This window comes from Streptomyces armeniacus (assembly GCF_003355155.1).
In the GTDB taxonomy this organism is placed as follows: domain Bacteria; phylum Actinomycetota; class Actinomycetes; order Streptomycetales; family Streptomycetaceae; genus Streptomyces; species Streptomyces armeniacus.
In genome coordinates, this window is record NZ_CP031320.1 from 2,068,898 (window position 1) to 2,090,536 (window position 21,639).

The 21,639-nt window shown below is 73.3% G+C and carries 18 protein-coding genes; 11 read left to right on the top strand and 7 right to left on the bottom strand.

All coding sequences use genetic code 11. The annotated features are described in order from the left end of the window. Positions 1-36: 36 nt before the first annotated feature. The 4 genes from DVA86_RS09085 to DVA86_RS09100 form a co-directional block, all read right to left on the bottom strand. On the bottom strand, positions 37-717 hold the full coding sequence (locus tag DVA86_RS09085; RefSeq protein ID WP_208877242.1) for a response regulator transcription factor: 681 nt from the start codon (positions 715-717) through the stop codon (positions 37-39). Further along, the gene (locus DVA86_RS09090; RefSeq protein ID WP_208877244.1) at positions 714-1,976 is read right to left on the bottom strand and encodes a sensor histidine kinase; all 1,263 of its coding nucleotides are present in this window, start codon (positions 1,974-1,976) and stop codon (positions 714-716) included. Before DVA86_RS09090 ends, DVA86_RS09085 begins: the two co-directional genes overlap by 4 nt. A gap of 111 nt (positions 1,977-2,087) precedes the next feature. Then, positions 2,088-2,375, bottom strand: a complete 288-nt coding sequence (gene pspAA, locus DVA86_RS09095; RefSeq protein WP_208877245.1) for a PspA-associated protein PspAA — start codon at positions 2,373-2,375, stop codon at positions 2,088-2,090. 91 nt (positions 2,376-2,466) lie between these two features. Further along, positions 2,467-3,246, bottom strand: coding sequence for a PspA/IM30 family protein (locus tag DVA86_RS09100; RefSeq protein WP_208877246.1), 780 nt, complete (start codon positions 3,244-3,246; stop codon positions 2,467-2,469). A 310-nt stretch (positions 3,247-3,556) separates the two neighbouring features. On the opposite strand from DVA86_RS09100, the gene DVA86_RS09105 reads away from it, so the two are divergent. Both DVA86_RS09105 and DVA86_RS09110 read left to right on the top strand, forming a co-directional pair. Next, on the top strand, positions 3,557-4,150 hold the full coding sequence (locus DVA86_RS09105; RefSeq protein ID WP_208877248.1) for a DUF3043 domain-containing protein: 594 nt from the start codon (positions 3,557-3,559) through the stop codon (positions 4,148-4,150). Continuing rightward, complete coding sequence (locus DVA86_RS09110; RefSeq protein WP_425470972.1) at positions 4,150-4,899, top strand: class I SAM-dependent methyltransferase; 750 nt, start codon at positions 4,150-4,152, stop codon at positions 4,897-4,899. The genes DVA86_RS09105 and DVA86_RS09110 overlap by 1 nt, the downstream gene beginning before the upstream one ends. Before the next feature lie 79 nt (positions 4,900-4,978). On the opposite strand, the gene DVA86_RS09115 is transcribed toward DVA86_RS09110, so the two are convergent. Beyond that, positions 4,979-6,268: a bifunctional adenosylcobinamide kinase/adenosylcobinamide-phosphate guanylyltransferase gene (locus DVA86_RS09115; RefSeq protein WP_208877249.1), complete on the bottom strand. Its 1,290-nt coding sequence runs from the start codon at positions 6,266-6,268 to the stop codon at positions 4,979-4,981. An 84-nt stretch (positions 6,269-6,352) separates the two neighbouring features. Between DVA86_RS09115 and DVA86_RS09120 the strand changes: the two genes are divergently transcribed. The 8 genes from DVA86_RS09120 (at position 6,353) to aceE (ending at position 18,244) form a co-directional block, all read left to right on the top strand. Beyond that, positions 6,353-6,556, top strand: a complete 204-nt coding sequence (locus DVA86_RS09120; RefSeq protein WP_208877251.1) for a hypothetical protein — start codon at positions 6,353-6,355, stop codon at positions 6,554-6,556. Positions 6,557-6,909: 353 nt separating this feature from the next. After that, a complete protein-coding gene (locus DVA86_RS09125) occupies positions 6,910-8,049 on the top strand; it encodes a nicotinate-nucleotide--dimethylbenzimidazole phosphoribosyltransferase (protein ID WP_208877252.1) in 1,140 nt (379 codons plus the stop codon). A 60-nt stretch (positions 8,050-8,109) separates the two neighbouring features. Continuing rightward, the gene (locus DVA86_RS09130) at positions 8,110-8,916 is read left to right on the top strand and encodes an adenosylcobinamide-GDP ribazoletransferase (protein WP_208877259.1); all 807 of its coding nucleotides are present in this window, start codon (positions 8,110-8,112) and stop codon (positions 8,914-8,916) included. A 281-nt stretch (positions 8,917-9,197) separates the two neighbouring features. Then, positions 9,198-10,808 (top strand): leucyl aminopeptidase, encoded by a 1,611-nt coding sequence (locus DVA86_RS09135; RefSeq protein ID WP_208877261.1) that lies wholly within the window; start codon positions 9,198-9,200, stop codon positions 10,806-10,808. Between the two features lie 289 nt (positions 10,809-11,097). Then, complete coding sequence (lpdA, locus tag DVA86_RS09140; protein WP_208877263.1) at positions 11,098-12,486, top strand: dihydrolipoyl dehydrogenase; 1,389 nt, start codon at positions 11,098-11,100, stop codon at positions 12,484-12,486. A 60-nt stretch (positions 12,487-12,546) separates the two neighbouring features. Then, positions 12,547-14,352, top strand: coding sequence for a 2-oxoglutarate dehydrogenase, E2 component, dihydrolipoamide succinyltransferase (gene sucB / locus DVA86_RS09145; RefSeq protein WP_208877265.1), 1,806 nt, complete (start codon positions 12,547-12,549; stop codon positions 14,350-14,352). Positions 14,353-14,518: 166 nt separating this feature from the next. Then, a complete protein-coding gene (locus DVA86_RS09150) occupies positions 14,519-15,142 on the top strand; it encodes a GntR family transcriptional regulator (RefSeq protein WP_208877267.1) in 624 nt (207 codons plus the stop codon). 351 nt (positions 15,143-15,493) lie between these two features. After that, positions 15,494-18,244, top strand: coding sequence for a pyruvate dehydrogenase (acetyl-transferring), homodimeric type (gene aceE / locus DVA86_RS09155; protein WP_208877269.1), 2,751 nt, complete (start codon positions 15,494-15,496; stop codon positions 18,242-18,244). Positions 18,245-18,484: 240 nt separating this feature from the next. Here aceE and DVA86_RS09160 read toward each other — a convergent pair whose 3' ends face one another. Both DVA86_RS09160 and DVA86_RS09165 read right to left on the bottom strand, forming a co-directional pair. Then, positions 18,485-18,616, bottom strand: coding sequence for a methionine/alanine import family NSS transporter small subunit (locus tag DVA86_RS09160; RefSeq protein WP_208877271.1), 132 nt, complete (start codon positions 18,614-18,616; stop codon positions 18,485-18,487). After that, positions 18,616-20,181, bottom strand: coding sequence for a sodium-dependent transporter (locus tag DVA86_RS09165; protein ID WP_208877273.1), 1,566 nt, complete (start codon positions 20,179-20,181; stop codon positions 18,616-18,618). The genes DVA86_RS09160 and DVA86_RS09165 overlap by 1 nt, the downstream gene beginning before the upstream one ends. Before the next feature lie 358 nt (positions 20,182-20,539). On the opposite strand from DVA86_RS09165, the gene DVA86_RS09170 reads away from it, so the two are divergent. Then, positions 20,540-21,526, top strand: a complete 987-nt coding sequence (locus DVA86_RS09170; RefSeq protein ID WP_208877274.1) for a helix-turn-helix transcriptional regulator — start codon at positions 20,540-20,542, stop codon at positions 21,524-21,526. Positions 21,527-21,639 lie beyond the last annotated feature (113 nt).

The following is a 21,639-nucleotide window of genomic DNA, read 5'->3' on the forward strand; positions in this document are numbered from 1 at the left end:
GTGCGGCAAGAGCGGCCGGGGTCAGCTCCCCGGGGGTCAGCTCCCCGGGTGCACCAGCCCGCTCTCGTACGCCGCCACCACCAGCTGCGCGCGGTCCCGCGCCGCCAGCTTGGACATGGTGCGGTTGACGTGCGTCTTCACGGTGAGCGGGCTGACGGACAGCCGCTTGGCGATCTCGTCGTTGGACAGCCCGGCCGCCACGAGCACCAGCACCTCGCGCTCCCGCACGGTCAGCATGTCCATCCCGGCCACGCTCTGCCCCTCCCGTACGTCGCCCGAACCGCCGCCCTGCGACAGGAACTTCGTGATCAGCCCCTTCGTCGCGGCCGGCGACAGCAGCGCCTCCCCCTGCGCCGCGATGCGGATCGCGGTCAGCAGCTCGCCCGGTTCCGCGCCCTTGCCGAGGAAGCCGGAGGCGCCCGCGCGCAGCGACTGCAGCACGTACTCGTCCTGCTCGAAGGTCGTCAGGATGACCACCTTCACCTCCTCCAGCGAGGCGTCCGCACTGATCTCGCGGGTGGCGGCGATGCCGTCCGTGCCGGGCATCCGGATGTCCATCAGCACCACGTCCGCGCTCTCCCGGCGCGTGACCGCGACCGCCTCGGCTCCGTCCGACGCCTCCCCCACGACCTCCATGTCGGGCTCCGAGTCCACCAGCACCCGGAACGCGCTGCGCAGCAGCGCCTGGTCGTCGGCCAGCACCACTCGGATCGTCATGCGGACTTCCCCTCCTCCGCGGCCGCCTGGAGCGGCAGCCGTACGTGTACGCGGAACCCGCCGTCCTCCAGCGGCCCCGCCTCGCAACTGCCGTGCAGCGCGGCCGCGCGCTCCCGCATCCCCCGCAGCCCGAGGCCGCTGCCGGTCACGGCGGCCTGCTGGGCCTGCCCGCCGCCGTCGTCGAACACGGTGACCTCCAGGCTCGTGCGGTCCCGCGCGATGCGCACCCACGCGTGCGCTCCGGTGCCGACGTGCTTCTGCACGTTGGTCAGCGCCTCCTGGACCACCCGGTACGCGGTCAGGTCCACTGCGGACGGCAGCGGCGAGGTCTGCGCCGGGAGATCCAGTTCGACGGTGAGCCCGGCCCGTACGAAGCCCTCCACCAGCTCGTCCAGCACCCCGAGCCCCGGCGCGGGCTCGGTCGGTGCGGCGGGGTCGCCGGACTGGCGGAGCAGCCCGACCGTCGACTGCAGCTCGTCCAGGGCGTGCCGGCTGGCCTCCCGTACGTGCGCGAGCGCCTGCTTGGCCTGGTCGGGGCGCTTGTCGAGCACGTGCGAGGCCACGCCGGCCTGGACGTTGACCAGCGCGATGTGGTGCGCGACGACGTCGTGCAGCTCGCGGGCGATCCGCATCCGCTCCTCCGCGACCCGGCGCCGCGCCTCCTCCTCGCGGGTGCGCTCGGCGCGCTCCGCCCGCTCCTGGATGGCGTCGACGAACGCGCGGCGGCTGCGTACGGCGTCGCCCACGGCGGCTGCCAGACCGCTCCAGCCGAGGATGCCGAGGTTCTCCTGCGCGAACCACGGCCGCGCCCCGAACAGCATCGCGGCGCCCGTGATGACCAGCACCGTCGCCGCGCCCACCCGCCAGGACGTCGAACGGTCGGTGCGGGCGCACACCGTGTAGAGCGCGACGACCGTGGCGATCGACAGCACGGCCCGCTGGTCCGAGGGGGCGCCCGTGTTCAGGTCCATCACCAGCCCGAGGACCGTGAAGAACGTCGTGCAGCACAGCACCGGCAGCGGCATCCGGCGCCGCATCACGAGAGTGCTGCAGCTGAGGGCGGCGAGCAGCAGCGTCTGCGCGTGCACCTCGCGCTCGCCGAAGTGCGGCCGCCCGTCCGCGCTGTGCGGCTGGGTCGCGGCACCGATCAGCACCGCCACGAAGGTGCCGAGCGCGAGGAGCGCGTCCGCGACGTACGGGTGGGCCTGCAGCCAGCCGCGTACCTCGGAGACGCGGGCCGCGCCGGAAAGGGTCGTCACGGAAGGCACGTTACGGGCCCGCGGACGCACGGCGCGCCTCCCGGTCCGCCGGGACGGGCCCGGCACGGCGGAGGCGACGGGCCTCGCCCGGCACGTGCGGCCCGTCAGCCGTCAGCTGGCGGGCCCGGGGATGAGCCCGTCCTCGGTGAGCATCTCCCGCACCTCTTCGAGGCTCGCGTCGGGCGCGGGGAGGATCAGCTCGGACGGCTCCAGCGAGTCGTCGGGCAGCGTGGTGCCCATCGACCGTACGGCGCTGAGCAGCGCGGTCAGGGTGCGGCGGAAACCGTCGACGTCGCCCGACTCCATCTCCGCGAGCAGCTCGTCGTCGAGCTTGTTCAGTTCGGTGAAGTGGCTGTCGTCCAGCTTCACCTGCCCTTCCCCCATGATCCGTACGATCACGACGCTCTCCTTCTCAAAGGGCCGCTCAGCCGCCGCCTGCCTGGCTCTCCGGGCCGCCCGGCCGGTCTCCTGCGCCGTCCGGGCTCCCGCTTCACTGCTTGTCGAACTTCGGCGTTTCCTGCGACTGCTGGGCGCTGCCCTGTGCGTTGCCGCCCTCGATGGCGGGCTTGCTCTCGCCCGGGCCCGCCAGCTCGGCCTTCATGCGCTGCAGCTCCAGCTCCACATCCGTACCACCGGACAGCCGGTCCAGCTCGGCGGAGATGTCGTCGTGCGCCGTGCCGGACGGGTCCTCCAGCGCTCCCGAGGCCAGCAGCTCGTCGATGGCGCCGGAGCGCGCCTGCAGCTGCTGTGTCTTGTCCTCGGCCCGCTGAATGGCCATCCCGACGTCGCCCATCTCCTCGGAGATGCCGGTGAAGGCCTCGCCGATCCGGGTCTGCGCCTGCGCCGCCGTGTAGGTGGCCTTGATGGTCTCCTTCTTGGTGCGGAAGGCGTCGACCTTGGCCTGGAGCCGCTGCGCCGCCAGGGTGAGCTTCTCCTCCTCGCCCTGCAGCGTCTGGTGCTGCGTCTCCAGGTCCGTGACCTGCTGCTGGAGGGCCGCGCGACGGGTCAGCGCCTCACGCGCGAGATCCTCGCGGCCGAGCGCCAGAGCCTTCTTGCCCTGGTCCTCGAGCTTCGAGGACTGGCCCTGCAACTGGTTCAGCTGGAGCTCCAGCCGCTTCCGCGACGTCGCCACGTCGGCGACACCCCGGCGCACCTTCTGCAGCAGCTCAAGCTGCTTCTGGTACGAGTAGTCCAGCGTTTCGCGCGGATCCTCAGCCCGGTCCAGGGCCTTGTTGGCCTTCGCGCGGAAAATCATTCCCATACGCTTCATGACACCGCTCATGGGCCTCGCGCGCCCCCTTCGTAACGGACTCGAGCCTCACCACGTCTTGAGACCCCAGGGTACGGGGCCTGGTTCCATTACCGCACTGTTCGGGCCCGGATCCGCTCATCCTGGAGGACGATCGTGCGCGGCTCCCTCCAGCGGAGGGAGTAGGTGAGGGCCGGGTGGCAGCAACCGGACAGCAGTACGCCTGCCCCGACCGGGCGGCGGCATGCATTCCCCCGCCGGGCACCGGTGTTGCCGGATCGTGCTCCGGCGGGGGTGGGGCGGACCGCCGGCGGCACCGTACCCTGGGGGTGTGTTCCGAAGCCGTTCGAAGGACGGGCAGGCCTCGACCACCCAGGTGGACGATGCCGAGCCCCAGCCCCGTGACCCCCAGGCCCCGAAGGGCCGCCCGACGCCGAAGCGCAGCGAGGCGCAGAATCAGCGCCGCAGCCTCGCCAAGGCCCCGGCCAGCCGCAGGGACGCGGCCAAACGCACGCGGGAGGCCCGGCGTACCGCCATGGCCCGCCAGCGCGAGGCGCTGGCCAGCGGCGACGAGCGCTATCTGCCTGCCCGCGACAAGGGGCCTGTGCGGCGCTTCACCCGCGACTTCGTGGACGCGAAGTGGTCCGTCGCCGAGTTCTTCCTGCCCATCGCGGTGGTGATCCTGGCGCTCAGCCTCGTGCCGTCGCTGCAGGTCAAGAACATCTCGCTGCTGCTGTGGCTCGGCGTGATCGTGATGATCGTGCTCGACTCGATCAGCACCTCGGTGCGGCTCAAGAAGGCACTGCGCGAACGCTTCCCCGACGAGAGCAGGAAGGGCGCGGTGGCGTACGCGCTCATGCGGACCCTTCAGATGCGCCGCATGCGCCTGCCCAAGCCGCAGGTCGCCCGCGGCGAACTGCCCTGATCCGGCACGAGCTGGTCGCCCGGCAGCTCGACGAACAGCTCGCGGCGCTCCTCGAGACCCGTGCGGGCGGCGCCGGTGCGGGTACCGGCGCCGGCTCGGGCGACGGCTCCGGGAGCGGTGCGGCGGACGAGCCGGCGCGCCTCCGCGTGCTCGACGCCGGCTTCGGCCGCGGCACCCAGGCGCTGCGGCTGGCGCGGGCCGGCCACCGGGTGACCGGCCTTGAGCAGGACCCGGCGCTGCGCGCGCTCGCGGCCGAGTCGCTGGAAGCCGAGCCCGAGGACGTGCGCGAACGCGTCCGCATCGTGGCAGGCGCCGGCCAGGACACCGGCGCGCACTTCCTGCCCGGCGCGTTCGACGTCGTGCTCTGCCACGGTGTGCTGCTCGAGGCCCGCGACCCCGCCAGCACCCTCGCCGGGCTCGCCCGGGTGCTCGCCCCCGGCGGCCTGCTGTCGCTGCTCATACGGAACGACGCCGCGCTCGCCATGCACCCCGGCCGTACGGGCGACTGGGAGGCGGCGCTCGCGGCGTTCGACTTCCCGGAGCGCGCCTTCCGGCTGGAGGCCCTGAAGTCGCTGCTGGACGGGATCGGCACGCCGCTGCGGCAGTGGTACGGCGTACGGGTCTTCGGCACCGAGACCGGCGCCCCCGCGGACGACGAGCGGATGCTCGCGGCGGAGGAGCGGGCGGGCCGCACCGACCCGTACCGGGCGGTGGCGGCAATGCTGCACCTGTGCGCCGTACGCGGCTGAAGCGCGGGGGTGCGTACGGGAGCCGCCCGCGCTCCCGCTCCCGTCCCCACTCCTGCGCCCGTCTGCGGCTCCGCCTCCGCTAGCCGCGGAGCCGCTGCACCGTTCCGGCGACCACCAGCAGCACCTGTTCGCACTCCCCCGCCACCGCCGCGTTCAGGCGCCCCAGTTCGTCGCGGAAGCGGCGGCCCGCGGGCGTACCGGGGACGACGCCCGAGCCGACCTCGTTGCTGACGGCCACGACCGTACGGTCCGTCGCGCGCAGCGCCCCCGTCAGCTCCGTGACGCGTGCGGCGAGTGCGCGGGCGCCGCCGTTCGCCCACCGTGCGTCGTCCCAGGCGCCGACGGAGTCCATCGCGTCCGTGAGCCACAGCGCGAGGCAGTCGACGAGCAGTGGCGGCGCGTCGCGTTCGGCGAGCAGCGGGACCAGGTCGCAGGTCTCCGTCGTACGCCAGGACGCCGGGCGCCGTTCGCGGTGCAGCGCGACGCGGTCCGCCCACTCGGGGTCGCCGTCGCGCGCGCCGCCCGTCGCGACGTACTCGACGCCGGGGAACGCCGCCAGCCGCCGTTCCGCCTCCACCGACTTGCCGGAACGCGCGCCCCCGAGGACCAGCGTGCGGCGCGGCAGGGGCGGTGTGTCCCGGTACGCGCCCACCACGAGCGTCGTACCGTCCGGCTCGGCGCGCGCGCCCGCCGCCGCGAGGCGCCGGTGCGTCTCGTCGCCCGGCGGCACGTCGTGGCCGAGGTGCACCGCCACGATGTCGGTCGCCGGACCCACCGCGCCGTACGCGCGCAGCCGCGCCAGCGCGTCGGGGCGCCCGAGCACGTCGAGGAGGACCAGGTCGTACGGCTCGCTCGGCGGGATGTGCCCGCGCGGCTCGGTGTGGCCGCTCGGTCCGGGTGCCGCGGCGGACGTTCCCGTCGCGGACGTCCCCGTCGCGGGCGCGGGCTCCAGGCCGGCGGGTGCGGCCCCCGGCGGGAGGTAGAGCAGCCGGTCGCCGTCCGGGCCGGTCACCTCGTACCCGGTGCCGGGGCTGTCCAGCGGCACCGCCCACAGCCGGTGCCCGCTGATCAGCGCCAGCTCCTGCCCGTCCGGCACCCGTACGGGCGCGGGGAGCCCCGCCGGGAACTCCATGGCCGGGCCGTCGTGCGGATGCGAGAGCAGTACGTGCCGTACGCCGTGCAGCGAGTGCCCCGCGCGCGCCGCCGCGAACGCGGGTCCGGGCGTGAGGTCCAGCAGCAGCGCACCGTCCACGAGCACCGCCGTCGCCGCGCGCGCCTCGCGGCCCACGGCGGCCGCGCAGGCCGCACACGGGCAGTCGGGACGGGGCAGTCCCGCCGGTGCCCCGGTGCCAAGCAGAGTGAGTTCCACGCGTCGATCGTCTCGCGCCCGCCCGGCGAGCGCGCACCGGGCATTACCCTGCGGGAGGCATACGAGGCTGATCCGGGAGGCGACATGGCGTGGACGTGGCGGTTCGAGAAGTCCGACGGCACGGAGACGGAACCCGCCGTCCCGCCAGAGGAGTTCCCCACGCAGGGAGACGCCGAGTCGTGGATCGGCGAGGTCTGGAAGGACCTGCTGGAGGGCGGCGCGGACCAGGTGACCCTGCTGGAGGACGGCACCCCGGTCTACGGCCCGATGAGCCTGCACGCGGAGTAGTCACCGCTGCCGCTGCCCCGCTACGGGGCGGCGGCAGCCACCCCGTACGACAGCGGGGCCCGGCGGCGCACCCCCAGCCCGTCCGGCACGGGCACGCACCCACGACCGTAAGCACCACTTCCAGCCCGTCCGGCGCTTGAGGACGGACCGTCACCCCGTGACCGCCGCACGCGGCCCATGGCAGCGCGGCCCACCGCCCGGCGGCCACACGCCAGTTGGGCCGGCGAGAGGCCGTACGCACGCCCGCCCGGTGCGGACACCGGTGCAGACCCGGCGCGGACCGAGCGCGGGCCGGGGCGCGGACCCGGGTGCGCGCCCGCGAGTGGCGCCGGCGCGTGCCGTAATCTTCGCGCATGCGTGACGGCAGCCTGAATCTGGATGACTTCGAAGACCTCATCGAGCGCCCCGACAGCGGCCTCCGCCGGGACGCCGAGGACCGGCGAGCCCGTACCGCGCTGCCGGTCAAGGCGCTCGGACGGCTCGACGAGCTCGGCGGGTGGCTCGCCGCCGCCCAGTCGTCGGTGCCGGTGCGGCCCGTCGTCAGCCCCCGTCTGGTTCTCTTCGCCGGGGACCACGGCGTGGCCGAACTGGGCGTCTCCGGCCGCGCGGCCGGTACGGCGCGGCAGCTCGTGCAGGGCGTGCTCGACGGCGAGAGCCCCGGCGTGATCCTCGCCCGCCGGCTCGGCGTTGAGGTCCGCGTGGTCGACATGTCGGTCGACTGCGCGGAGGACGAGCTTCCGCCGGACGTCACGCGGCACCGCGTGCGCCGCTCCTCCGGGCGGCTGGACTTCGAGGACACGCTCACCGCGGAGGAGGCGGAGCAGGCGTTCCGCGCGGGGATGGCCGTCGCCGACGAGGAGGCGGACGCGGGCACCGACCTGGTGGTGCTCGGCGACCTGTCGGTCGGCGGTACGACGGCGGCGGGCACCCTGATCGCCACCCTCTGCGGTACGGACGCCTCCGTGGTGACCGGCCGGGGCGGCGCGGGCATCGACGACCTGGCCTGGATGCGCAAGTGCGCGGCCATCCGGGACGGCCTGCGGCGTGCCCGGCCCGTACAGGGCGACCAGTTGGAGCTGCTCGCGACCGTGGGCGGGGCGGACCTCACCGCGATGACCGGGTTCCTGCTGCAGTGCGCCGCGCGCCGTACGCCCGTGATCCTGGACGGCGTGGTCTCCGGGGCGTGCGCGCTCGTCGCGCAGCGGGTGGCGTTCCGTGCGCCCGACTGGTGGCTGGCCGGGCAGGCGAACGACGAACCGGCCCTCGGCAAGGCCCTCGACCGGATGGCGCTCGAGCCGCTGACCGAGCACGGCGTCTCGGTCGGCGGCGGCGTGGGCGCGCTGCTCGCGCTCCCGCTGGTGCAGGCGGCGGCGCAGCTCGCGGCGGAGCTCCCGGAGCTTCCGGAGCAGCAGGACGACGCGGAGGACGGCGACGGGGACGGCGACGGGCCGTCCGGTGGCGCGGGCGCCGCCTCGGCACTCGACGCGACCTGACGCGAAGCGGCCTCCGCCGCCGCCCTCAACGGCGGCGGAGGCCCGCTGTAGCCTCCCGTCATGGACACAGCAGCCGCCCGTACCGGCCTGCGCTTCGCCTTCGGCACCCTCACCGTGCTGCCCGTACGCGTGCCCCGCTGGGACCGTACGGCCGCGCGCGGCGGCATGCTGTGCGCGCCCGTCGCCGGGGCCGTGGTGGGGCTGGCGGCGGCCGCGCTCGGCGGCGTACTGCTGCTGCTCGGGAGCGGCCCGCTGGTCGCGGCCGTCGGTACGGTCGCCGTGCCCGCCGTGCTCACCCGCGGGCTGCATCTGGACGGGCTGGCCGACGTCGCCGACGGGCTCGGCAGCGGCAAGCCCGCCGACGACGCGCTGCGGATCATGAAGCAGTCGGACATCGGGCCGTTCGGCGTGCTGACCCTCGTCCTCGTGCTGCTGGCGCAGACCGCGGCGGTGGCCGAGCTGTACGCGGAGGGCTGGGCCGTCGGCGCCACGGCCGCCGCCGTGGCCGCGCTGACCGCCCGTACCTCGCTCACCCTCGCCTCCCGCGAGGGCGTCCCCGCGGCCCGCCCCGAAGGGCTGGGCGCGGCGGTCGCGGGCACGGTGCCCGTACGGGCGGCGTACGGTGCCGCCGCGGCGGTCGCCGTACTGGCCGCGCTGGCCGGGGCGCCGCTTGCGGGGGACGGCGCGTACGCCGGGGTGCCGGCCGCCGCGGTGGCGTACGCCGCGGCCGTCGTCCTCTCCCTCGCCTGCGGCGAACTGCTACTCCGTCACTGCCGCCGCCGCTTCGGCGGGGTGACGGGCGACGTGTACGGCGCGCTCGCCGAGACGACCGCGACCGCCGCGCTGGTGGTCCTCACCCTGGGCTGAACCCGGGCCGGACACCGGCCGGAAGTCCGGGCCGGACTCGGGACCGAACACCGGCCGGACTCGGGGCCGGACACCGGGCCGGGCCGCCGGATTCGCGGCGTGCCCGCCGTACGCGGGCCCGAGCGGGCCCGTCGGCCGCGCCCCCGCGCGCGTCGCGCGCCCGGACCGTACAGGCGTAGGGTCGCCGAAAACGCGGGCTCAGGCGGGCATACGATGCCCGAAGTGTCCCAGCCGCGGGCACCACCCGGCGGCTCCCAAGACGAAAGCAGGTCCCTGCAACCGTGTCTCCTCTGACTCTCAGCACTTCGTCCGCCGCGACGCTGCGCGCGGACGCCGTCGTCGTCGGCGTCGCCAAGGGCGCCAAGGGACCCGAGCTCGCGCCGGGCGGCGAGAGCGTGGACAAGGCGTACGGCGGGAAGCTGACCCGCATCCTGGACAGCCTCGGCGCGAAGGGCGGCGAGGGCGAGGTCACGAAGCTGCCGGCGCCGGCCGACGGGCTGACGGCGCCGGTCGTGGTCGCGGTCGGGCTGGGCGACGCCCCGGCGAAGAAGGGCGACGCGTACGAGCCGGAGGCGCTGCGCCGCGCCGCCGGTGCCGCGGCCCGCGCGCTGGCCGGGAGCAAGAAGGGCGCGTTCGCGCTGCCGCTCGTGGACGAGCAGGCCGTGGCGGCGGTCGCGGAGGGCGCGCTGTTCGGCGCGTACGCCTTCACCGCGTACCGCGGCTCCGACAACGGCGGCAACGGCGGCAACGGCGGCAAGGACGCGAAGGCCGACAAGACCGGCAAGGCTGCCAAGCCCGGCAAGTCCGCGAAGGCCGACGACAAGCAGAACGGCGAGCCGCTCGCCGAGGTCGTCCTCGTCGGGGCCAAGCCGCGCGACAAGGCGCACAAGGCGGCGACCGAGCGCGCCCAGGTGCTGGCCGCCGAGGTGCACCGGGCGCGCGACCTGGTCAACACCCCCTCCAACGACCTGAATCCGGCCGCCTTCGCCGCCGAGGTGCAGACCGCGGCCAAGGAGCACAAGCTCAAGGTCGAGGTGCTGGACGAGAAGGCGCTCGCCAAGGGCGGCTACGGCGGCATCCTCGGCGTCGGCCAGGGCTCGGACTCCCCGCCGCGGCTGGTCCGGATCGCGTACACGCACCCGAAGGCGAAGAAGTCGCTGTCGTACGTCGGCAAGGGCATCACGTACGACTCCGGCGGCATCTCGCTCAAGCCCGCGGGCCACAACGAGACGATGAAGTGCGACATGAGCGGCGCCGCCGCCGTCTTCGGCGCCGTCGTGGCCGCGGCGCGGCTGGGCCTCCAGGTCAACGTCACCGGCTGGCTGGCGCTCGCCGAGAACATGCCGTCGGGTACGGCCACCCGCCCCGGCGACGTGCTGACGATGTACAGCGGCAAGACCGTCGAGGTGCTGAACACCGACGCCGAGGGCCGTCTCGTGCTGGCCGACGCGCTGGCGCGGGCCTGCGAGGAGTCGCCGGACGCGCTCGTGGACGTGGCCACGCTCACCGGCGCCATGGTGGTCGCGCTCGGCCACCGCACGTTCGGGATCATGGCGAACGACGAGGCGTTCCGCACCAGCCTGCACGAGATCGCCGGCGAGGCCGGTGAGGACGCCTGGCCGATGCCCGCGCCCGAGCACCTGCGCAAGACCATCGACTCGCCGGTCGCCGACCTGGCCAACATCGGCGACCGGATGGGCGGCGGGCTCCTGGCGGGCGTGTTCCTGGAGGAGTTCGTCGCCGACGGCACGACCTGGGCGCACCTGGACATCGCGGGCCCTGCCTTCAACGAGTCCGGCGCGTACGGCTACACCCCCAAGGGCGGCACCGGCGTCGCCGTACGCACGCTGCTGGCGCTGGCGGAGCGTACGGCCGCGGGCGACCTGGGCTGACACCCGGCACCGTACGGGGGTCCCGCGGGCCCGTCCCATACCCCCGACCTGCGCACGAGCCCCGCACCGCACGGCCCCGATCGCTCACGGCGAACGGGGCCGTCGGCGTCCGTACCGGACCCGAGTCCCGTCTTCCGGCAACAAGTGCGAAGATGGATCCTCGGCAGGACAGGGCCCCAGCGGCTTCCAACAGAAGACGAGTCCAGGGCCGAACACAAATGCGGCCGCACATACAGCCGCCCGGCCGGTGAGGACCGGCCCCGGCGCACCCATGCATGGAGGACGTGACGTGGCGAACGACGCCAGCACCGTTTTCGACCTAGTGATCCTCGGAGGCGGTAGCGGCGGCTATGCCGCTGCCCTGCGCGCCGCACAGCTGGGTCTGGATGTCGCGCTGATCGAGAAGAACAAGCTCGGCGGCACCTGTCTGCACAACGGCTGCATTCCCACCAAGGCGCTGCTGCACGCCGGCGAGATCGCCGACCAGGCGCGCGAGAGCGCCGAGTTCGGCGTGAAGGCCAGCTACGACGGCATCGACATGGCCGGCGTGCACAAGTACAAGGACGGCGTGGTCGCGGGCCTGTACAAGGGCCTGCAGGGCCTGGTCGCCAGCCGCAAGGTGACGTACGTGGAGGGTGAGGGCCGGCTCTCCTCCCCCACCTCCGTCGACGTCAACGGCCAGACGTACAACGGCCGCCACATCCTGCTCGCGACCGGCTCCGTGCCGAAGTCGCTGCCGGGTCTGGAGATCGACGGCGACCGGATCATCTCCTCCGACCACGCCCTCGTCATGGACCGCGTGCCGCAGTCCGCGATCATCCTGGGCGGCGGCGTCATCGGCGTCGAGTTCGCGTCCGCCTGGAAGTCCTTCGGCACGGACGTCACGATCGTCGAGGGCCTGCCGCACCTGGTGCCCGCCGAGGACGAGAACAGCTCCAAGCTGCTCGAGCGCGCCTTCCGCAAGCGCGGCATCGCCTTCTCGCTGGGCTCCTTCTTCGAGAAGGCCGAGTACACCGACAGCGGTGTCAAGGTCACGCTCGCCAACGGCAAGACGTACGAGGCCGAGGTGCTGCTCGTCGCCATCGGCCGCGGCCCGGTCTCGCAGGGGCTGGGGTACGAGGAGGCCGGGGTCGCCATGGACCGCGGCTTCGTGCTCGCCGACGAGTACTGCCGTACGAACGTGGCGACCGTCTCGGCCGTCGGCGACCTCATCCCCACCCTCCAGCTCGCGCACGTCGGCTTCGCCGAGGGCATCCTGGTGGCCGAGCGGCTGGCCGGGCTGAACCCGGTGCCGGTCGACTACGACGGCGTGCCGCGCGTGACGTACTGCCACCCCGAGGTCGCCTCGGTCGGCGTCACGGAGGAGAAGGCCAAGGAGGTCTACGGCGCGGACAAGGTCGTGACGCTCAAGTACAACCTCGGCGGCAACGGCCGGAGCAGGATTCTGAAGACCCAGGGCGAGATCAAGCTCGTCCAGGTACGCGATGGCGCCGTGGTCGGCGTCCACATGGTCGGTGACCGGATCGGCGAGCAGGTGGGCGAGGCCCAGCTGATCTACAACTGGGAGGCGCTGCCGGCCGAGGTCGCGCAGCTCATCCACGCTCACCCGACGCAGAACGAGGCACTCGGCGAGGCCCACCTGGCGCTCGCGGGGAAGCCGCTGCACTCGCACGACTGACGCACCCGGGCGCGACACCACCACGAACATCCGTACTTTCCGTAAGGAGCAACCGAAACCATGGCGGTTTCCGTAACCCTGCCGGCGCTCGGCGAGAGCGTCACCGAGGGCACCGTCACCCGCTGGCTGAAAGCCGAGGGTGAGCAAGTCGAGGCCGACGAGCCGCTGCTCGAGGTCTCGACCGACAAGGTCGACACCGAGATCCCCGCCCCCGCGGCGGGCACACTGGCCTCCATCAAGGTGGCCGAGGACGAGACGGTGGAGGTCGGCGCCGAGCTGGCCGTCATCGATGATGGGGCATCCCCGCCGCAGGCAGGGGACGGGTCCGGCGCAGAGTCGGAGGCGGCCCAGCAGCCCGAGCCCACCCCCGCTGCGCAGGCCGAGCAGCCGGCGGCGCAGCCGCAGGCCGCACCGGAGCAGCCCGCACCGGAGCAGCCCGCACCGGCCGCCGCCCCGGCGGGCGGTTCCGCCGAGGGCACGGACGTCGTCCTGCCCGCGCTGGGCGAGTCCGTCACCGAGGGCACCGTCACGCGCTGGCTGAAGCAGGTCGGTGAGTCCGTCGAGACGGACGAGCCGCTGCTCGAGGTCTCGACCGACAAGGTCGACACCGAGATCCCGGCTCCCGCGGCGGGCACGCTGCTCGAGATCGTGGTGGGCGAGGACGAGACGGCCGAGGTCGGCGCCAAGCTGGCCGTCATCGGCTCCGGGGCGGCTGCCGCCGCGCCCGCCGAGGCACCGGCGCAGCCCGCGCCCGCCCCGGCGCAGCCGGAGCCCGCTCCGGCGCCCGCCCAGCAGGCGCCGCCACAGGCCGCACCGGCCCAGGCACCGGCACCGGCTCCCGCCCCGGCGGCTCAGCCGCAGCCCGCCGCTCCGGCTCAGGCCCCGGCGCCCGCGCAGGCGCCCGCCCCGGCGGCGCCCGCGCCGTCCGCGGCCGAGAACGAGGGCGCGTACGTCACCCCGCTCGTCCGCAAGCTGGCGGCCGAGCACGGCGTCAACCTCGCGAGCGTCAAGGGCACCGGCGTGGGCGGCCGTATCCGCAAGCAGGACGTCACGGCCGCGGCCGAGGCGGCCCGGCAGGCGGCGCAGCAAGCACCCCAGGCTGCCGCGCCGAAGGCCGCGGCGGCTCCGCTGGAGCCGTCGCCGCTGCGCGGCCAGACGGTGAAGCTGCCGCGGGTCCGCAAGCTCATCGGCGACAACATGATGAAGGCCCTGCACGGGCAGGCGCAGCTGTCGAGCATGGTCGAGGTGGACGTCACCAAGATCATGAAGCTGCGGGCGCGCGCGAAGGACTCCTTCGCGCAGCGCGAGGGCGTCAAGCTCTCGCCGATGCCGTTCTTCGTCAAGGCCGCCGTGCAGGCGCTCAAGGGGCACGCGGGCATCAACGCGCGCCTCAACGAGGACGAGGGCACCATCACCTACTTCGACGCCGAGAACGTCGGTATCGCGGTGGACTCCGAGAAGGGCCTGATGACCCCGGTCATCAAGGCCGCCGGTGACCTCAACATCGCGGGCATCGCCCGCAAGACCGCCGAGCTGGCGGGCAACGTACGGGCGAACAAGATCAGCCCGGACGACCTGGCCGGCGCGACGTTCACGATCAGCAACACCGGTTCGCGCGGCGCGCTGTTCGACACGATCATCGTGCCCCCGAACCAGGCGGCGATCCTCGGCGTCGGCGCCACCGTCAAGCGCCCGGTGGTCCTCGACCACCCCGACCTGGGCGAGACGATCGCGGTACGCCACATGACGTACCTGACGCTCTCCTACGACCACCGCCTGGTGGACGGCGCCGACGCCGCCCGCTACCTGACGGCGGTCAAGGAGATCCTCGAGGCAGGCGAGTTCGAGGTCGAGCTCGGCCTCTGACCCACTGCCTCCGACCGCACCGCGGCACGTACGGCGGCCCCGCCCGGAGTTCTCCGGGCGGGGCCGCCGCCGTGTCGGGGCGGTGTGACCTCCGCCCCTGCCCAGTACACGGGGCCGGGGCGGAGCCGTAAGGTCGAGGCACCAGCCGCCCTTGGAGGAGCACATCATGGCCCCGCCCGTCGTCCACTCGCTGCGTGAGCAGATCCGGGAGCACATTGTGGAGGGCATCGTCAGCGGGCGCTGGAAGCCGGGCGAACGCATCGTGGAACGCCGGATCGCCGTGGAGCTGCAGGTCAGCCAGACGCCCGTGCGGGAGGCCCTGCGCGAGCTGGAGGCGCTGCGGCTGATCGAGTCCGCGCCCAACAAGGGCGTACGCGTACGCGAACTCACCGCCGCCGACCTGGAGGAGATCTACCCGGTGCGCGCGGGCCTGGAGCAGATCGCCGCCGAGCTGGCCGCGCCCCGGCTCAGCGAGGACGCCTCCCGGCTGGAACCGCACGTGGCGGCGTTGTACGAGGCGGACCGCAGCGGGGACGGCGAGGCACAGGTCCGGCACACGGTGGCCTTCCACCGCGAACTGGTCCGGGCCGCAGGCAACAGTGTGCTGCTGCACACCTGGGAGTCGCTGGGCATCGAGGTGTGGACGGCGCTGTCGATCCGCTGGCTGGGCACGGTGCAGGAGTCGTACGCGGAGGAGCACGAGGCGGTACTGGAGGCGTTCCGCAGACGGGACCCGCGCATCGGCGACCTGGTCAAGTCCCACGTCCTGGGCTGCGCCCCCCGCGCCTAGCCGCCGCACCCAAGCCCGTCCGGCGATTGAGGACGGCCCTCAGCCACAGAGCAGCGGTCAGCCGGGCACCGGGCCCGCAGGGGGCGCCGCGCAGGCCGCCGGCCCTGCACCGCTGTGGCCCCACACCACCGTGGCCATGCACCGTCGCGGCGGAAAGAGAAGCAGGCACCACGTGCCCCATTCCATGGCACGGAATGCCAATTTCGCCGGATGCTTTGATCGATCATCGATCGCAGGCGTACAGTCCACTTGCTGGGGCGTAACCCCTGTCCTGCCTGCCAACGGGACCCACCGGTTCTCACACCACACAGCGCCCAGCTCAGCTGTCCGCCCGTCCGGAAGGTGGCCACCATGCCCGATCCCGTACGCAACTCCCCGAGCGAGCTCGACCAGCTCCCGGATCGCGACCCGCAGGAGACCGCCGAGTGGCGGGAGTCGCTGGACGCCGTGACCGCCCATGCGGGCGGGCACCGCGCCGCGTACCTGCTGCGCCGCACCCTCGAGCACGCCGAGCGCTCAGGCGGCGGCACGAGCGGCAGTGGCCACGACACCCCCCTCCTGCCGAAGCTGCTGGAGACGGACTACCTCAACACCATCCCCACCGCCGCCGAACCGGAGTTCCCCGGCGACGCGGCGCTGGAGGCCCGTATCACCGCCTGGAACCGCTGGAACGCCGCCGCGATGGTCACCCGCGGCAGCCGGTACGGCCTGGGCGGGCACATCGCCACCTTCGCGTCCGCCGCCTGGCTCTACGAGACCGGGTTCCAGCACTTCTTCCGGGGCAAGGAGGACGCGGCGTCCGGCGGTTCGGGCGACCAGCTCTACATCCAGGGCCACGCCTCCCCCGGCATCTACGCCCGCGCGTTCCTCGACGGCCGGCTGACCGAGGCGCATCTCGACCGCTTCCGGCAGGAGGCCGGGGGCGGCCCGGTCGAGGGCCTGCCCTCGTACCCGCACCCGCGCCGCATGCCGTGGCTGTGGGAGTTCCCGACGGTCTCGATGGGCATCGGCCCGATATCGGCCGTCTACCAGGCGCGGTTCAACCGCTATCTGGCCGGCCGCGGCATCAAGGACACGGCGGGCTCGCACGTCTGGGCGTTCCTCGGGGACGGCGAGATGGACGAGCCCGAGTCGACGGCGGCCCTCGCGCTCGCCGGCCGGGAGGGCCTCGACAACCTCACCTTCGTCATCAACTGCAACCTCCAGCGCCTCGACGGCCCGGTCCGCGCGAACTTCAAGATCGTGCAGGAGCTGGAGGCGCAGTTCCGCGCCGCCGGCTGGAACGTCGTCAAGTCGCTGTGGGGCGCCGCCTGGGACGAGCTGTTCCGGCTCGACACCACGGGCGCGCTCGTACGGCGGCTGCGCGAGGTGCCGGACGCGCAGTTCCAGACGTACGCGACGCGCGACGCCGCGTACATCCGTGAGCACTTCTTCGGCGCCGACCCTGCGCTCGCCGAGCTGGCGAAGCTGCTGTCGGACGCGAAGATCAGCGAGTGCTTCCACACCTCGCGCGGCGGTCACGAGCCGCGCAAGGTGTACGCGGCGTACCGCGCGGCCGTCGCGCACAAGGGCGCGCCGACGGTGATCCTGGCGCAGACCGTGAAGGGCTGGACGCTCGGTTCCGGTTTCGAGTCGCGCAACGCGAACCACCAGATGAAGAAGCTGGACAACACCCAGTTCCGCGCGATGCGCGACCTGCTGGAGCTGCCGATCCCGGACAGCGCGCTGGAGGACGGCGAGCTGGTGCCGTACGCGCATCCCGGCGCGGACTCGCCCGAGGTGCGGTACCTCCAGGAGCGGCGCGCCGAGCTCGGCGGCCCCGCGCCCGCGCGCCGGGTGCACCCGGTGGCGCTGCCGGAGCCGTCGGCGAAGCCGTTCGAGACGCTCGCGAAGGGGTCCGGGTCGCAGGAGATCGCCACCACGATGGCGTTCGTGCGGCTGGTCAAGGACCTCATGCGGGACAAGGAGACCGGCAAACGCTGGGTGCCGATCGTGCCGGACGAGGCGCGGACCTTCGGCATGGAGTCGCTGTTCCCGTCCGCGGGGATCTACTCGCCGCTGGGCCAGACGTACGACCCCGTCGACCGCGACCAGCTCCTCTACTACAAGGAGGCCGCGGACGGTCAGATCCTCAACGAGGGGATCACGGAGGCCGGTTCGATGGCGGAGTTCACGGCCGCGGCGTCGTCGTACGCGACGCACGGCGAGCCGATGATCCCGTTCTATATCTTCTACTCGATGTTCGGCTGGCAGCGGACGGCCGACCAGATGTGGGCGCTCGCCGACCAGCTCGGCCGCGGCTTCCTCATCGGCGCCACCGCGGGCCGTACGACCATGACCGGCGAGGGCCTCCAGCACGCGGACGGCCACTCCCCGCTGATCGCGTCCACCAACCCGGCGGCGCTCAGCTACGACCCGGCCTTCGCGTACGAGGTCGGCGTGATCGTACGGGACGGGCTGCGCCGGATGTACGGGCCGGACGCCGAGCAGCACGAGGACGTCTTCTACTACCTGACCGTCTACAACGAGACGAAAGTGCAGCCTCCGATGCCGGAGGGCGTCGAGGAGGGCATCCTCCGCGGCCTGTACCGGTTCCGCGAGGGCGAGACCCCGGACACGGAGGGCGCGGACGGCGAGGAGTCGCCGCGCATCCAGCTGCTGGCGTCCGGCACAGCGGTCCACTGGATCCTCGACGCGCAGCGCATGCTCGCCGAGGAGTGGGGCGTGACCGCCGACGTGTGGTCCGCGCCGTCCTGGAGCGAGCTCCGCCGCGATGCCCTGGCCTGCGACGCGGCACAGCTCAGGGGCGAGGACCGGGTCCCGTACGTCACCCGCGCGCTGGCCGGGGCACCCGGCCCGGTGCTGGCCGTCAGCGACTGGATGCGCGCCGTCCCGGACCAGATCAGCCAGTGGGTGGAGCAGGACTGGTCCTCGCTCGGCACGGACGGCTTCGGCCTCTCCGACACCCGCGAGGCCGCCCGGCGGCACTTCGGCGTCGACGCCGAGTCGGTGGTCGTCGCGGCACTGGCCCGGCTGGCCCGGCGCGGCGAGGTCAAGCAGGAGACGGTCCGCGAGGCGGCGGACCGCTACGGCCTGGCCTGAGCCGCGGCCCAACACCAGAGCACCCGTCGCCCGTGGGGGGCGACGGGTGCTCTTACGTGCGACGGCGGAAAGAGCGCCACGGCGCACGCGACCCCCAGCCCGTCCGGCGCTTGAGGACGGCCCCCAGCCCCGGCCCCGGGCCAGAGCCGCCACGGCCCTGCCGTGTCACCGGCGGGCGGCACCGTACGGGAGGGTGCGCGCAGAACGCGCCCCTCCCCGTACGCGTCACGCCGTACGGCGTCAGGCCCGTTCCGCCGGGCTGTCGTCGTCCGGCGGGTCCGGGTGGCCGCGTAGTTTCATGATCGCGGCGGTCATCCCGCCCCAGACGATCACGATCGCGACGATCATCATGATGAGTGCGCTGGCGGACATCAGGCGCTCCTCCGCTCCGAGTCGGGCGTTTCACCGGGCGCTGCCGGACCGTCGCCGCCGCCCGGCGGCCGTGGCGGCGCACCGCCCGTACGCCGCCATGGGATCAGCGAGATCAGGATGCCGACGGCGAGTGCCCCGATGGCGACGCTCCAGCCGTACTTGACCAGGAAGTCCGTGGTGTAGCCGCCGTAGTTCTCGTCGAACTCCGTGCGCAGGCTGTCCACCATCATCCAGCCCAGCACGAGCGGCGTGATGATGCCCAGGCACACCAGCCACCACTTGCCGAGCCGTACGGCCGAGGTCAGGTTGGCGTGCTCCTGGAGTGTCGGGAGGCGCCGCAGCCACCAGGCGACGATGATCACGAAGACAAGCGCGGCCATGGCGATGCCGTACTGGTTGATGAAGTGGTCGGACGCGTCCAGGAAGTGCACGCCGTTGTCGCTGGAGAACAGCAGCAGGGAGACGAGCGCGATCAGGCCGCCGACGCCGAGCACCGCCGGCACCCGCGCCATCCCGGTCCGGTCCTGCACGGAGGCGACCACGACCTGCACGATGCTGATGAGCGACGTGAAGCCCGCGATCACCAGCGAGGTGAAGAACAGCAGCCCGAAGAACCAGCCCGCGGGCATGCTGGAGATGACCGTCGGGAACGCCACGAACGCCAGCCCGAGGCCCTCGGCCGCGACTTCGTCGATGGGTACGCCCGCGGAGCTCGCCATGAAGCCGAGGGTGGCGAAGACGCCGATCCCGGCCAGGATCTCGAACGAGCTGTTGGCGAAGCCCGCGACCAGCGCGGAGCCGGTGAGGTCGGCCCGGCGCCCGAGGTACGAGGCGTACGTGACCATGATGCCGAAGCCGACGGACAGCGAGAAGAAGATCTGCCCGTACGCGGCGACCCACACGCTGCCCTCGCCCAGTGCCGACCAGTCGGGCGTGAACAGGGCGTCCAGACCGTCGGCGGCGCCGTCCAGGGTGAGCGCCCGGATGACCAGGATGAGGAAGAACAGCACGAGGGAGGGGATGAAGATGATGTTCGCCTTCTCGATGCCGCGCCGGACGCCCATCGCCAGGATCAACAGCACCACGAGCCAGACCGCGAGCAGCGGCCAGAAGACGCCGCCGACGTAGCCCCCGATGTCGCCGGGCGTCTCGGAGGCCTGCAGGAACTCGCCGAAGAGGAACTTCTCCGGGTCGTCACCCCATTGCTCACCGAAGGAGAAGCCGATGTACCGGATGCCCCAGGCCAGGATCACCGCGTAGTACGTGGCGATCACGAAGCAGATGGCGACCTGCCACCAGCCGATGACCTGTGCGGGCTTCGCCAGCTCCCGGTAGGCGGCCGGCGGCGACTGCCGGTACTTGCGGCCCACCGTGTACTCGAGGATGAGCAGCGGCAGACCCGCCGTCAGAAGAGCGATCAGATACGGCAGGAGGAACGCGCCTCCGCCGTTCTTGTACGCCTCCGCCGGGAAGCGCCAGATGTTGCCGAGGCCGATGGCCGAGCCGATCGCGGCGAACAGGAACCCGGCTCGGGATCCCCATCGCTCGCGGGGTTGCTGAGACATGGTTGTCGTCCTTGATCATCTCGCCGCAATTGCCCGAACGGTAACAGCGAGGCGGTACGGGCGCCCTTCGGGGAGCCGTAAGCCGCGCACTGTCCCCATCCTGCACCGCGTCATCCTGCACCGCGTCCTGAGGCTCCGCCACCGCCTTCCGCCCCCTTCCGTCCGCCCGCTCCGCTCACCGTGCCGTCCGCCTTCCGTACGGCACGTCGTACGGCACCTCGTACGGCCTTCCGCAAACCCTGTCCGTACGCCTTCCGTACGCCCTCCGTACGGCTTTCCGTACAGCCTTCCCCTCGGTTTTCCCCAGTGCCCACGGGCCCGACCCGTACACCCGCGGCACGCGAGGCACACTTCGGTCATGCGCGCTGCACGGCTGATCAGAATGGTGCTGCTGCTCCAGGCCCAGCGGTCGATGACCGCCGCCGAGCTGGCCGCGGAGCTGGAGGTGTCCGAACGGACCGTTGCCCGCGACGTGCTCGCGCTGTCCGAGGCCGGGGTGCCGGTCTACGCGGACCGGGGGCGCACCGGCGGCTATCGGCTGATCGGGGGTTACCGGACCCGGCTCACCGGCCTGGCCCGGACGGAAGCGGAGGCGCTGTTCCTGTCCGGAGTGCCGTCCGCGCTGCGCGAGATGGGCCTGGCGGATGCCGCATCGGCGGCCAGTCTGAAGGTGTCGGCGGCGCTCGTACCGGAACTGGCCGATGCGCAGCAGTCGGCCGCCCAGCGGTTCCATCTGGACGCGCCGGGCTGGTGGCACGAGCCGGCGGCGCCGGCGCTGCTGCCCGCGGTCGCCGAGGCGGTGTGGGACGACCGCCGTATCGCCGTCCGCTACCGGCGCAAGGACGGGGAGGTGGAACGGGAGTTGGAGCCGTACGGGCTCGTGCTGAAGGCCGGCGTCTGGTACGTCGCCGCGCGCGCCGCGAGCGGCGGCTTCCGCGTCTACCGCGTGGACCGCTTCACGGCGGTCGCCGAACCGGCGGACGGCGGCCGGTTCGACCGCGACGAGACGTTCGACCTGCCGGGCTTCTGGGCGGAGCGGGCGGCCGCCTTCGCCCGCTCCATCCTGCGCGACGAGGTGACGCTGCGGCTGTCCGAGCAGGGCGCGCGGCGGCTGCGGCACGTCACGGACCGTACGGCCGCCGACGAGGCGGTGGCGGCCGGCGAACGGGCCGCGGACGGCCGGTTGACCGTGATGCTGCCCGTGGAGGGCATGGACGTCGCGTTCGGCCAGCTGTTCTCGCTGGGACCGGACTGCGAGGTGCTGGAACCGCCGGAGCTGCGCGAACGGTTCCGGGAGGCCGCCGAGGCCACGGCCGCGCTGTACGGGGGCGGGCCGCGGCCGTAGGCGGCGGGCGGTGTCAGGCCGGTGGCCGGACCGGCGTCAGGCCGGGGCCCGGACCGGTGCCAGGCCGGTGGCCGGACCGGTGTCAGGTCCGAGGCCCGGCCGGTGCCAGGTCC

Coding starts and splice junctions, on each gene's coding strand:
- DVA86_RS09085 (WP_208877242.1), bottom strand. CDS start 717: ATGACGATCCGAGTGGTGCTGGCCGACGACCAGGCGCTGCTGCGCAGC.
- DVA86_RS09100 (WP_208877246.1), bottom strand. CDS start 3,246: ATGAAGCGTATGGGAATGATTTTCCGCGCGAAGGCCAACAAGGCCCTG.
- DVA86_RS09120 (WP_208877251.1), top strand. CDS start 6,353: ATGGCGTGGACGTGGCGGTTCGAGAAGTCCGACGGCACGGAGACGGAA.
- DVA86_RS09125 (WP_208877252.1), top strand. CDS start 6,910: ATGCGTGACGGCAGCCTGAATCTGGATGACTTCGAAGACCTCATCGAG.
- DVA86_RS09130 (WP_208877259.1), top strand. CDS start 8,110: ATGGACACAGCAGCCGCCCGTACCGGCCTGCGCTTCGCCTTCGGCACC.
- sucB (WP_208877265.1), top strand. CDS start 12,547: ATGGCGGTTTCCGTAACCCTGCCGGCGCTCGGCGAGAGCGTCACCGAG.
- DVA86_RS09150 (WP_208877267.1), top strand. CDS start 14,519: ATGGCCCCGCCCGTCGTCCACTCGCTGCGTGAGCAGATCCGGGAGCAC.
- aceE (WP_208877269.1), top strand. CDS start 15,494: ATGCCCGATCCCGTACGCAACTCCCCGAGCGAGCTCGACCAGCTCCCG.
- DVA86_RS09160 (WP_208877271.1), bottom strand. CDS start 18,616: ATGTCCGCCAGCGCACTCATCATGATGATCGTCGCGATCGTGATCGTC.
- DVA86_RS09165 (WP_208877273.1), bottom strand. CDS start 20,181: ATGTCTCAGCAACCCCGCGAGCGATGGGGATCCCGAGCCGGGTTCCTG.
- DVA86_RS09170 (WP_208877274.1), top strand. CDS start 20,540: ATGCGCGCTGCACGGCTGATCAGAATGGTGCTGCTGCTCCAGGCCCAG.